The organism is Lawsonibacter sp. LCP25S3_E2, assembly GCF_052117285.1.
Lineage (GTDB): Bacteria > Bacillota > Clostridia > Oscillospirales > Oscillospiraceae > Lawsonibacter.
In genome coordinates, this window is the sequence record NZ_JBQKJL010000008.1 from 118,773 (window position 1) to 130,918 (window position 12,146).

At 56.7% G+C, this 12,146-nt stretch carries 12 protein-coding genes; 1 reads left to right on the top strand and 11 read right to left on the bottom strand.

The window, feature by feature from the left end; all coding sequences use genetic code 11:
• Position 1 precedes the first annotated feature (1 nt).
• Genes ACTQ3R_RS09170 through ACTQ3R_RS09180 form a run of 3 tightly spaced genes read right to left on the bottom strand, consistent with a single transcriptional unit; the run spans position 2 to position 1,892 of the window.
• Positions 2-655 (bottom strand): ABC-2 transporter permease, encoded by a 654-nt coding sequence (locus ACTQ3R_RS09170; protein ID WP_441778827.1) that lies wholly within the window; start codon positions 653-655, stop codon positions 2-4.
• A complete protein-coding gene (locus ACTQ3R_RS09175; RefSeq protein ID WP_441778828.1) occupies positions 652-1,515 on the bottom strand; it encodes an ABC transporter ATP-binding protein in 864 nt (287 codons plus the stop codon). Before ACTQ3R_RS09175 ends, ACTQ3R_RS09170 begins: the two co-directional genes overlap by 4 nt.
• The gene (locus ACTQ3R_RS09180; protein WP_441778829.1) at positions 1,512-1,892 is read right to left on the bottom strand and encodes a GntR family transcriptional regulator; all 381 of its coding nucleotides are present in this window, start codon (positions 1,890-1,892) and stop codon (positions 1,512-1,514) included. Before ACTQ3R_RS09180 ends, ACTQ3R_RS09175 begins: the two co-directional genes overlap by 4 nt.
• A gap of 316 nt (positions 1,893-2,208) precedes the next feature.
• Here ACTQ3R_RS09180 and ACTQ3R_RS09185 point away from each other — a divergent pair, with 316 nt between their 5' ends.
• Positions 2,209-3,621, top strand: coding sequence for an MATE family efflux transporter (locus tag ACTQ3R_RS09185; protein WP_441778830.1), 1,413 nt, complete (start codon positions 2,209-2,211; stop codon positions 3,619-3,621).
• 66 nt (positions 3,622-3,687) lie between these two features.
• Here the strand turns inward: ACTQ3R_RS09185 and rnc are convergent, their stop codons facing one another.
• The 8 genes from rnc to ACTQ3R_RS09225 form a co-directional block, all read right to left on the bottom strand.
• Positions 3,688-4,368: a ribonuclease III gene (rnc, locus tag ACTQ3R_RS09190; RefSeq protein WP_441778831.1), complete on the bottom strand. Its 681-nt coding sequence runs from the start codon at positions 4,366-4,368 to the stop codon at positions 3,688-3,690.
• Positions 4,369-4,466: 98 nt separating this feature from the next.
• Positions 4,467-4,700, bottom strand: coding sequence for an acyl carrier protein (gene acpP, locus ACTQ3R_RS09195; RefSeq protein WP_441778832.1), 234 nt, complete (start codon positions 4,698-4,700; stop codon positions 4,467-4,469).
• A gap of 161 nt (positions 4,701-4,861) precedes the next feature.
• Positions 4,862-6,991 carry a polyphosphate kinase 1 gene (ppk1, locus tag ACTQ3R_RS09200; protein ID WP_441778833.1) on the bottom strand — a complete coding sequence of 710 codons (2,130 nt, stop codon included), beginning with the start codon at positions 6,989-6,991 and terminating at the stop codon, positions 4,862-4,864.
• On the bottom strand, positions 6,988-7,893 hold the full coding sequence (locus ACTQ3R_RS09205) for a Ppx/GppA phosphatase family protein (protein WP_441778834.1): 906 nt from the start codon (positions 7,891-7,893) through the stop codon (positions 6,988-6,990). The genes ppk1 and ACTQ3R_RS09205 overlap by 4 nt, the downstream gene beginning before the upstream one ends.
• 150 nt (positions 7,894-8,043) lie before the next feature.
• Positions 8,044-9,450 carry an alanine/glycine:cation symporter family protein gene (locus ACTQ3R_RS09210; RefSeq protein WP_441778835.1) on the bottom strand — a complete coding sequence of 469 codons (1,407 nt, stop codon included), beginning with the start codon at positions 9,448-9,450 and terminating at the stop codon, positions 8,044-8,046.
• Between the two features lie 36 nt (positions 9,451-9,486).
• On the bottom strand, positions 9,487-10,209 hold the full coding sequence (locus ACTQ3R_RS09215; RefSeq protein ID WP_441778836.1) for an amino acid ABC transporter ATP-binding protein: 723 nt from the start codon (positions 10,207-10,209) through the stop codon (positions 9,487-9,489).
• Positions 10,196-10,987: an amino acid ABC transporter permease gene (locus tag ACTQ3R_RS09220; protein WP_441778837.1), complete on the bottom strand. Its 792-nt coding sequence runs from the start codon at positions 10,985-10,987 to the stop codon at positions 10,196-10,198. Before ACTQ3R_RS09220 ends, ACTQ3R_RS09215 begins: the two co-directional genes overlap by 14 nt.
• A gap of 88 nt (positions 10,988-11,075) precedes the next feature.
• Complete coding sequence (locus ACTQ3R_RS09225; protein WP_441778838.1) at positions 11,076-11,921, bottom strand: ABC transporter substrate-binding protein; 846 nt, start codon at positions 11,919-11,921, stop codon at positions 11,076-11,078.
• Positions 11,922-12,146: the final 225 nt, after the last annotated feature.

Consider the following 12,146-nt stretch of genomic DNA (forward strand, 5'->3'; position numbering starts at 1 on the left):
GTCAGAACTCCTTTTGTTCCATGATCCGGCAGGAAATGAGATAGGATGCCCACATTCCCAACAGGGGGATGATGGGGAGGAAAAAGCTGAGCTTTACTACCATGGGGTCTGGGACAGAAGACAAGAAGGATAAACTGCCCGCTCCAAAGACACCCAGCTGATAGGCACCGAAAAGCAGCACGATGGGGGCGAAGATCACCAAATAAAAATAGGGGCGGGCACGCTCCGGACCCAGTTTATAGCAAAGGGGCAGGAGGATGTCGGCGTAGAGAAGGCCCAAACTGAGGCAGACCATCACGGTCATCATATTTTCCAGAATCATGTCCTGATTGTCAAAGATAGAGACCAGCACACAGGAGACAAGGCCGCACAGGCCTGCGCAGACGGTCATAATCAGGGCAAAGAGGTAGCGCCCGGTGACCAGTGCCCGGCGGCCCAGAGGAAAGGTAAGGGCATACCGGTCCCATTTGGCCATCTCGTCAAAGGAAAAGGCGCTCATGGGCAGAAGCATGACGATGAGCTGCAAAATTGCGGTGGTAAAGGAGATGGTGAACAGCTTCAGAAGTGTCATTACCAGGTAAAAAGCCAGAAACATGGCATAGGTCCGAATCGTCTTGCGCATGACCAGCATGTCTTTTAAAACCAGTCCGATCATACCGCTTCTTCCCCCTTTCCCATAAAAAGCATAATATCCTCCAATGTGGTTTTTTCCACCAAAAGGTCCCGGTATTTTCGCTGGAAGGCACTCCGGTCCCGGACCAGACCCTCACAGCCAAAGGCACCCTTTCGCACCTTCACCAAGTCCGCCGGGTCCACGGCCTCAAGCTGTTTGGCGGTGCAGGCCAGGCGGCCGTAGCTGTCCAGAATTACATCCTTGGCCTCAGAGAGTACTACCCTGCCCTGGTGGAGATAGGTGATGTAGTCGGCCGCCTTTTCCAGGTCACTGGTAATGTGGCTGGAGATTAGAATGGCATGATCCTCATCCCGGATAAAAGCCAGAAATTCGTCCAGAATTTCGTCCCGCACCACGGGGTCCAAACCGGCGGTAGCCTCGTCCAGAATGAGCAGCTTCGGCTGGTGGGCCAGAGCGGCGGCCAGGGAGAGCTTCATCTTCATTCCCCGGGAAAATTCCTTGATAAATTTCCGCTCGGGCAGTTGAAATTTGTCCAGGTATGTGTCGAACAGGGCACTGTCCCAGCTTGGAAACACGCGGGAGAGGATGCGGTCGATGTCCCTGGGACGGAGCGTGTCGTGAAAGTAGCACTCGTCCAGCACTACGCCGATGTCTGCCTTTGCCAGTCTTTCCCCAGCGATGTTGTCCTGTCCCAAAAGGGTAATTTGGCCGGCGTCCCGGTGAATTAAGTTCAAAATACATTTAATGGTGGTGGTTTTACCTGCCCCATTTTCCCCGATGAGCCCCATAATGGAGCCTCCGGGCAGGGTCAGGTTAATATTTTGCAAAGCGAAGTCCCCGTAGGACTTGCATAGGCCCCGAATTTCAATGGCGTTTGTCATAGTTCCTCACCTTTATATAAAATGTCCAACAGCTCGTGGAGCTCCTCCAGAGGAAAGGCCCCTTTGCGGGCCTCTTCCACCGCCTGAGAGAGGTGCTCCTCAACCTTGCGCAGCTGGGCCTCCCGGAGCAGCTCCCGATTCTGGGGGGCCACAAAGCAGCCCTTACCGGGTACATTCTCCAAAAAGCCTGCCCGCTCCAATTCTTCATAAGCCCGTTTTGTGGTGATGACCGAGATCCGCAAGTCTTTTGCCAGCAGACGCATGGAAGGCAGGGCGTCCCCCGCTGCCAGCTCCCCGGACATGATCTGTTCCTTGATCTGGTCGGTAATCTGTTCGTATATGGGTTTTCCGCTGGAATTACTTAAAATGATATCCATTTCGCGCCCCCTCTAACAGAGAAACGTAGAGCTGTCCGCCTTGCGCGTGGGTCGGGTGCTCTCTGTTTTACTGTTATATTGGAAATATTGTATATATACTATATGTACAGTATAACGCGCGAACTAAAAATGTCAAGGGGGGAAACAAAAAATTTTTAAGTGGAAAGGCCTTCCCTATATCAACGGAAAAAGTCCCCTGGCAATTTGGCTACTTTTTAACGAAAATGAGGAAAAATGCCATGGTTTTGCCCAATTTACAAGGGAAAAACCCGGTGTTATAATGACCAGCGCAAAATGGATGGAAGGAATGAGCGGCATGGAACAGCGCAGAAATATGCGTCTGGAAAATGACTTGGGGAAGGATCCCATTGGAAAATTGGTGTTTCGGATTGCCATTCCCAGTATGTTGGCCCAGCTGGTCAGCGTGCTGTATGGCATTGTAGACCGGGTCTATATCGGCAACATTCCGGAGGTGGGCAGTTTGGCTCTGGCGGGCGCCGGAGTGTGCGGCCCCATTCTGACGCTGGTGGCGGCCTTTGCCTTCTGGATCGGGATCGGCGGTTCCCCACTGATGAGCATCCGCATGGGAGAGGGGAAGCTGGAGGATGCCCGGAAGATCATGAGCAATTGTTTTATGCTGCTCACGGTCTGCGCTGTGGCCCTTACCACCCTGGCTCTTTTGGTACGCCGGCCGCTGCTGCTTTTCGGGGCCAGTGAGAGCACCCTCACGTATGCCCTGGATTATTACACCATCTATGTGTGCGGCACACTCTTTGCTCTGCTCTCCACGGGAATGAATCAGTTTATCATCTGCCAGGGCTTTGCCAAAAAGGGCATGATATCGGTCATGCTGGGGGCGGTGCTGAATATCCTGCTGGACCCTTTGTTTATTTTCGTGTTCAACCTGGGCGTACGGGGTGCGGCCATTGCAACGGTGATCAGCCAGTTGGCCAGCTGCGTGTATGTGCTGAGCTTTTTGGCCGGCCCGGTCCCTCCAGTGCGCATCGCTCTGGGCGGCTACCAGTGGAAGATCATTCGCCGTGTGTTGGTAATGGGCTTGGCCCCCTTCCTGATGTACGCCATTGACAGCCTGATGGTGATTGCACTCAATACGGTCCTCCAGCGCTACGGCGGACAGGCACAGGGGGACCAGCTGGTAGCCGCAGCTACCATTTCCCAGTCCTTCCTGCTGCTGGTAACGCTGCCTCTGGGGGGGATTACCGGCGGCACCGGCTCCATTCTGGGCTTTAATTTTGGCGCGGGCCGCCCGGACCGGATTTGGGAGGCGGAGAAGTATATTCTGGCGTTGGGGCTGATTTTCACCAGCACGCTGATGCTGCTGGCTCAGGGCGGTGCAGTAATGTTTGCGCACCTCTTTACTCCGGACCCGCAGGTAGCTGCTCTGGCTGCACGGGCGGTACGGCTGACCACTCTGGGGATCATTCCCTTGGCCCTGCAATATGTGGTGGTGGACGGGTTTACCGGTATGGGCATGATGCAGCTGGCCCTGCCCCTGTCTCTGCTGCGCAAGGTGTTCTATTTTACTGCTCTGTTCCTTTTGCCCCTGGCGGGTGGAGCTATGGCGGCCTTTTTTGCCCAGGCGGCCTCGGATATTGTGCCTCCCATGATCAGCGCCCTGGTCTATTGGAATCGCCGGAGCTGGGTCACGCGGCAGGCGGACCGGCGCTCCCATGCTCAGGAAATACAGCCTGCGGTACAAAACGGATAACAAAAAGCACAGGGGATCGAAACTCGATCCCCTGTGCTTTTTTGACTGCTATATTGCCGTGGTGGTTCAGTGCCCTTGTTTTTCCAAAGCCTGAATAGCGGCCTGGGCGGCCATCTGTTCGGCCTCTTTTTTGCTGCGTCCAGTGCCCGAACCGATGGGATTGCCGTTGAGGGTAACCTCCATAAAAAAGCGCTTATCGTGGTCGGGGCCCTCTTCTCCGGTGAGACGGTATTGGAGGACCTGGCCGCTCTCACGCTGTACCAGCTCCTGAAGAGCGGTCTTATAATCGTGGGGCTTGGTAAGACCAGCGACCTCCCGGCTTAGGATATACTTCTGGACGATCTTTCGGGCAGAGCCGATGCCGCCGTCCAGATAGACTGCGGCCAGTACGGCCTCCACCGCATCGGCCCGGATGGAGGGCCGGTTTCGGCCTCCGCCGGCCTCTTCGCCCTTGCCCAGGCGCAGGTATTCCCCCAGGTTCAGCTCCTGGGCGACCTCCACAAGGCTCTCCTCACACACCAGGGCGGCCCTGGTACGGGTGAGCTCCCCCTCGGGGAGGTCGGGGTGGTTGCGGTACAGGTGGTCGGCCACCACCATACCCAAAATGGAGTCTCCCAGAAATTCCAGCCGCTCATTACTGGACAGCGTCCCCCGGCTCTCGTTGGCACGGGAGCTGTGAGTCAGGGCGTTCTCCAGCAAGGAGGGGTCACGAAAGGTATAGCCAAGCTTTTCTTCCAAACTTTTCATGCAAAACCTCCTGAAACAAGGCAGAACTCCGCCTGTGGCGGAGTTCTGCGTGCTTGTCAGCCTGTCCCGGCAGTTCCGGGCAGCCGCGGATGATGGAATCAGTCGATCTTAGCCTGCAGGAAACGGACCAGGTCGCCCACGGTGGAGATGGAAGAAGCTTCTTCCTCGCCCAGCTCCTCAATGCCGAATTCCTCTTCCAGGGCCATGGACAGGTCTACGATGTCCACAGAATCGGCGTTGAGATCGTCGGCAAAAGAAGTTTCCATTGTGATGGTGTCGGCGTCCACATTGAACTGCTCGGCAATCAGTGCGGCCAGCTTGTCAAAGATCATAATCAGTTGCTCCTTTGTCTGTGCACAGGCACAATTTCTGTCCTTATGATAGGCACAATTTTCCTGCCTGTCAATAGGAATTTGTGTTTTTGTGCGCTTTGACAGGGAAAAAGAGCCGGAAGGAAATTTTGGGAAAACAGATGCGTAAGCAGCGGAGGCCGTTAAGGTTTTTTTCGTTCTCTAAGCCGCCTCCATAGCCCGCCCAGCCCCTCTCTGGGCCGCTGGGATGGTTCCGGGCGGGGAGAGGAAGGCCAGGGGGACTGGAAAGAAGTCTGAGCGTTAAAAGGTGCGGCGGCAGGTGTCTGCCTGCGGGAGACATAGGAACCATCGGAACAGAGCTGGCGCGCCTTTTGGTTATCTGCACACAGGCGGGAAATGATCTCCAAAATCCGTTCCCGCGTCCAGGGGTCCAGGACTGGGCAGGCAATTTCTACCCGCCTCTGGGTGTTCCGGGTCATAAAGTCCGCGGAGGAGATGAAAAGTCTGGAATCCTTTCCCCGTCCAAACTGATAGATGCGGCTATGCTCCAGATACCGGCCCACGATAGAAAAGACGGTGATGTGGTCGGTAAGGCCGGGCAGCCCCGGCACCAGACAGCAGATGCCCCGGATATTTAACACCACTTCTACCCCGGCCTGAGAGGCCTGGGCCAGCTTGTCAATGAGCCGCCGGTCGGTGAGGGAGTTGAGCTTAAAAAAGAGGTATCCGTTGGTGCCCTTGGCGATTTCCTGGTCAATGAGTGCCTCCACCCGTTCCCGCAGGACAAAGGGAGAGGCCAGAAGCCGCTGGTATTCCCCACGAAAGTTGCTCAAGGCCATGTTTTGAAAAAATTGGGCCGCATCGGCGCCGATGACGGGGTCAGCAGTCATCAGGCACAGGTCGGTATATAGTTTGGCGGTCTTTTCGTTGTAGTTTCCGGTGCCGACCTGGGTGATGTACTGTACTTTGCCTCGGTCCAGACGGGTAATGAGGCAGATTTTGGAGTGGACCTTCAGTCCCTCGGAGCCGTAGATGACTGTGCAGCCCGCTTCCTCCATCCGCTCGGCCCAGCGGATGTTGTTCTGTTCATCAAACCGGGCCCGCAGCTCCATGAGGACGGTGACATCTTTGCCGTTTTCTGCCGCCGCTGCCAGGTACTCCGCCAGTTTGGCACGGTCGGCCAGGCGGTAAATGGTGATCTTGATCGAGACTACATGGGGATCAAAGGCAGCTTCCCGAATGAGACGCAGAAAGGGTTCCATCTGTTCAAAGGGGTAGAAGAGCAGGGCATCCCGGCGGAGAATCTGGGGAAGCACCGGAGCATTGGGTTCCAGACAGTCGGGGAACCGGGGCGTATAGGGGGGATAGCACAGGGCTGCGGTACTCTCAGATGAGAGAAGAGATTCCAGAGCGAAAACGTACTTTAAAGAGAGGGGAGCCTTGGAGACAAAAACCTGATTTCGGTCCAGAGAGAGCTTGTCCAGCAGGAAGGAAATGAGCGTTTCCTCTTTCTCCCCTTGGATCTCCAGACGGACCGGAGAGAGGCGGGAGCGCTTTTTAATGATCTTGCGCATGTGCTGCCGGAAGTCCTCGTCTACCTCATAGGCCTCATCTTCCGGGCTGATATCGGCGTTGCGGGTGACGGACACTACCCACCGGTCCGTGACGGTAAAGGAGTCAAAAATTTCCCCGGCATACCAGGATAAAATATCCTCCAGCAGCAGATAGCGCACTCCCTGCTCTTCCAGACGGAAGAAGGGGGGCAGGCTGCCGGGCAAGGGCAGCAGCCCATAGGCCTCACTTCCGTTTTTCTTCAGGCTCAGCATCAAATAAAGCGCCTTGTTGGCCAGGTGAGGGAAGGGGTGGTGGAGGTCCAGTACAAGGGGGGAGAGGATGGGACGTACCTGGTCATGGAACCAGCGGTCTACCTGCTTTTTCGCCTTGGCGTCCAGCTCGTCCATGCTAAGGCGGCAGATGTTGCAGGAGCGCAGCCGGCCCTCCAGCTGTGCCACCACCTTGTCCCGCTGTTTGTAAAGGGCGGGGACGGCCCGGAAGATGGCCTGGAGCTGCTGCTGGGGAGTTTTGCCGCTTTTGCTGTCCAGGTGTTCGTCCTTTACCATGGCCATGTCGGTGAGGGAGCCAACTCTCACCATGAAAAACTCGTCCAGGTTGCTGGTGAAGATAGCGGCAAATTTCAGCCGCTCCATCAGAGGGACTGATTCATCCCGCGCCTCCTCCAGTACCCGCTGGTTAAATTTCAGCCAGGACAGTTCCCGGTCCTGGGTGTAGCGCGTGTCGGGAAGGCGGCTCATTGTGCGCCACCTCCCAGTACCCGGTCCTGAAGATAGCCCTCCCGGACGCCGCAGCGGCTGATGGTGATGTCCTCCAGACCATAGGTCCGGGCCACGGTGTTCAGGATGATGAGACCGGGAACCAGTGTATGGATCCGGTCCGGGGCGGCCTTGAGCATGAGTCCCAGCATCTCACGGTCCGGGTCGCGCAGCAGCTTCAGGAGTTTATGAAGCTCTTTTGCGGTGAGAATGCGGCAATCCTGGCTTCGGCCAAAGGCCAGGTTGGCCACCTTGCAGGCGGCGCGAGCGGTGCCGCCCACTCCGCAGGCGTGGGCAATGGGAGCGGGAGCGGGGTCGTGGCGCTCCAGCTGTTCGCTTACCAGAGCGCGGATGGCCTTTCGCTCCGACTTGGTGGGGTGGAGGTAAGTGACAAAGCGGCTATAGAGGGAAAGCGAGCCCAGGGACAGGGAACAGGAGGAGAGAATATCATGCCCCTGATATTTGACCAGCTCCATAGAGCCGCCGCCCAGGTCGATGAGCAGCCCTTCCTCCGGCCCCTGGCCCTGAACTGCCCCCAAAAAGGACAGCCGGGCCTCTTCTGTGCCGGAAATCACATCCACGGCCAGTCCGGTGGAGGCCTGGATTTGAGAAACGGCCTCATCGGTATTGGAGACATTGCGCAGGGATGCGGTGGCAAAAACTCTGAGGTTTGTAAACCCTAGGTTGGACATAAGGGCCTTATATTCCTCCAAAGTCTGACAGGCCACCTGAATGCCCTCCTGGGACAGCTCTCCATCTACCACGTAGCCCGCTAGTCCGGCCATTACCTTTCGGTTGGTGAGCAGTCTGCCCCGGCCATGTTCACATTGATAGATGGATAACCGTATGGTGTTGGAGCCTAAATCAATAATACCGCAGATCATAGTTTGGGATTCCTCCTCGTGGATGGTGGGCGCAGCGGCCCTTACTATCACAGTTTGCCCAGTGGGGCGAAAAATATGGGGAAAGGCTGAGTGCCTGGGAAGTCCCAATTATCATACAGAGGAAATGTAAAGAATTCTCCCGAATTCTCGTTAAATGTGGGTAAAATTTTGAAACTGCCGTAATAACTGCAGCGCTTCCGGGGCCAGCAGGAGCAGAGCGGTCAGGTTGGGGAGGGCCATAAGGGCGCTGCACAGGTCGACCAGCTGCCATACGGCGCCCGGTTCCCACACGGCCCCCAGGATGATGCACAGGAGAAATACGGCCCGATAGAGCCCCAGTCCCTTCCCGCCAGTAAGGTAGTTCAGACATTGCTGGCCATAGTAGCTCCAGCCCAGAATAGAGGTGAAGGCGAACAGCAGAAGGGACAGTGCCACAATTCCGCTTCCCATGGGACCCAGGGCGGAGGAAAAGGCGGCAGCTGTGAGGGGAGCACCGGTGAGGGAGCTGGGGGTTTCCGGGTGAAAGACTCCGCTGACTAAAACGGCCAGTGCGGTGAGGGTGCATACCACCAAAGTGGAAAGAAATACCTCAAAAATCCCCCACATGCCCTGCCGGGCCGGATGGTCCACGCGGGCCGCTCCGTGGGCCATAGCGGAGGTGCCCAGCCCTGCCTCGTTGGTAAATACGCCACGGGCGATTCCGTAGCGCATAGCCTGGGCTATGGTCCAGCCGCACCCGCCGCCCAAAGCGGCGGAAGGGGAGAAGGCGCAGGAGATAATCAGGTGAAAGGCCTCTGGAAGGGCGGAAAAGTTATGAATCAGCACTGCCAGTGCGCCGCCCATATACAAAAGGGCCATGGCAGGCACCAGCGCGGTGGACGAGCGGGCAATGCGTCCTACTCCTCCAATCATGACAAGCCCTGCCGCCAGGGCAGTACAAAGCCCCACAGAGAGCCGGGGCAGGCCGAAGGCGGCCTCCAGGGACAGGGCGATAGAGGAGGACTGAACCAGGTTTCCTCCGGCCAGGGTGGCGGGCAATCCTGCCAAGGCAAAAAATGCGCCCAGGATGGGAGCGTGGAGCCCATCTTTGAGATAGAACATGGGCCCGCCCTGGAGGGTGCCGTCTGGCCCGGAACGCTGGTAGCGTACCGACAGCAGTTTTTCTCCACAGCTGGTCATCATGCCCAGAAAGGCGGATACCCACATCCAGAATACCGCCCCCGGCCCGCCGAGCGTGAGGGCAGCGGCTACTCCGGCAATGGAGCCGGTCCCCATGGTGGAGGCCAGAGCGGTGGCCAGAGCCTGGAGAGAGGAGAGGCCGGGCCCCTGAGGCCGCTGGGGTTGGAGTAGGGAGCCAAGAGTACTTTTCCACCACAGCTTCCATTCAAAGACCTGGAAAAAGCCTGAGCCCAGAGAGTATACCAGCCCGGTCAGAAGAAACAATCCCAGCAGCCAGGGGTTCCACAGCCCATCTGCTGCCTTGGTCAGAAGGTCCAAAATCATCACCTCACTGACTGATATGTGCCGCCGGGCCGGCGTAGTCCCTATTTTGGGCAAAAAAAGAGCCGCCCTGTTTCCAGAGCGGCAAAATCGTTACAGAACTTTGGAGAGGAAGAGCTTGGTACGCTCATTTTGGGGATTGGCGAAGAAGGCATGGGGCTCGTTCTCCTCCAGAATGTGCCCGCCGTCCATAAAGATGACCCGGCTGCCCACCTCACGGGCGAAGCCCATCTCGTGGGTGACCACTACCATGGTCATGCCCTCCTGGGCCAGCTCCTTCATGACGTCCAGCACCTCGCCGACCATCTCAGGGTCCAGAGCGGAAGTGGGCTCGTCAAAGAGCATGACCTTGGGCTTCATGGCCAGGGCCCGGACGATGGCGATACGCTGCTTCTGACCGCCGGAGAGCTGGGCAGGATAGGCGTCTGCCTTGTCCAGCAGATCCACCCGCTTCAAAAGGGTGGTGGCGGTCTCATCCGCCTCCTCCTGCTTCATAAGGCCGGTGCGCACGGGGGCCAGGGTGATGTTCTTTCGGATGGTCATGTTGGGGAAGAGATTAAAGTGCTGGAACACCATGCCCATCTGCTGACGGATCTTATCAATGTTGGCTTTAGGGTCGGTGACCTCCTGGCCATCAAAGACAATGGTACCTGCGGTGGGAGTTTCCAGCAGGTTAAGGCAGCGCAGGAAGGTGGACTTGCCGGAACCGGAGGGGCCCAGGACAACGACCTTTTCTCCGGGATAGATGTGCTGATCGATTTGATCCAGCACCAGGTGGTCGCCAAAGGATTTGCTGAGCTTTTTAACGTCGATCACTTTGACGCAGCCTCCTTTCCAACTTACCCAACAGCCAGGTGAAAATAACAACCAGAACCAGATAGATCGAAGCGATGCCCAGAAGAGGGAACATAGCCTCATAGGTACGGCCCATAATGCCCTGAGCGGCGTGGAGAAGCTCCTTACCGCCGATCACGGTGATGAGAGAGGTGTCCTTCAGCAGGACGATAAATTCATTGCCCAGAGCCGGCAGGATGGCCTTAATGGCCTGGGGAATGACAATAAAGCGCATGGTATCGATGTAATTAAGACCCAATGAGCGACCGGCTTCCATTTGTCCGCCGTCTACAGCCATCAATCCGCCGCGGATGATCTCGGATACGTAGGCACCGGAGTTGATACCCAGGCCAAAAATGCCGATCATGGTGTAGCTGCGGCTGCTGATGAATACCACTGAGCTCCAAATGAGCAGCTGCACCATCATAGGGGTACCGCGGATGACGGTGACATAGATCTTACAGATCAGGTTAAAGAAGCCTAGTACGACATTTTTTCTCCGATCGGGCCGCTGCTGGTCGTGGGCGGTACGGACCATCGCTACCAGCACGCCCAGCACCACACCCAAAATCAGGGCCAGAGCGGTAGCTGTCAGAGTGGTGCCCACGCCGTTTAAATACTGCTTCCAGCGGTCAGCCTCCAAAAAAGCCTGATAGAACTTGACATAGAATTCCTGCCACCAAGTGACAGCCTCAGCAACCAGGGGATCCTTTGACAGCATCATGCCGCGCCACAGCTCGTAATAGTAGGCTAGGTCCATTCCTCTACTCCTCTCTCTTTCTGTGTCAGAGAAAGGGCGGCCTGAGGCCGCCCTTTCTCAAATTGTATCAGTTTGCGGGATTTGGTAATCAGCCCTCAGTGGGGATGTACTTCTCAATGATGGACTGCAGAGTGCCCTCGGAAGTCAGCTCAGCCAGAGCGCCGTTGACGGCGTCCAGCATGGCGGTGTTGCCCTTGGCCACGCCGATGGAATACTCTTCCTCGACCCAGGGGGTGTCCAGAATCACCAGACCGGGGTTGGCGGCCACGAACTCCTGAGCAGGAGCCTGGTCGATGACCACGCAGTCAACCTTGCCGTTCATCAGGTCCTGCACGGCCACGATGCCGTCATCATAGGAGACCACATGCTCCTCACCGTACTCGTCGGTGCAGTAGATGTTGCCGGTGGTGGCGCGCTGGGTGCCGATCATCTTCTCACCCAGGTTGTCCAGGGTAACATCGGAGCCTTCCGTGGTGATGACAACCTGCACGCCGGTGGCGTAGCTGTCGGAGAAGTCCATGACCAGCAGACGATCCTCGGTGATGGACAGGCCAGCCATGCAGATGTCGCTCTTGCCCTGCTGAACAGCCAGCTGAGCGGCATCAAAATCCATGTCGTCGATGACCAGCTCCAGGCCCAGCTTCTCAGCAATGGCGCCGGCGATCTCAGCATCGATACCAACCACAGCGCCGGTATCATCGGTCATCTCATAGGGAGGGAAGGCAGCATTGGTGCTCATGATGAGTTTGCCCTCTTCCACGGTGGTGAGCTCGCCGGCAGTGGCGGAGCTGGCCTGGGAGGAAGCAGCACCCTGGGAAGAGGCAGCACCCTGAGAAGAGGCGGAGCCAGCGGAGCTGGTGGCCCCGTTGCCGCCGCAGGCGACCAGGGACAGAGACATGGCCAGAGCCATAGTCATAGCAAGAATCTTTTTCATTTTTATGATCTCCTTTTCAATAGCCGCCCGAATTTCGGGCGTTGGGTTGAGTATACCCCAAGAGATATACATAGTCAATAGATAAATATGCAAAAAATACAGCCGTTAATGGAATTTTTTGTGAAGAAAAGCCCATACATGACCAATTAATAATATAATTAGGAATATAGCCGGCTGCTTGCAAAACAGGCAGGTGAATATTGGACTGAATATACATGAAAATAA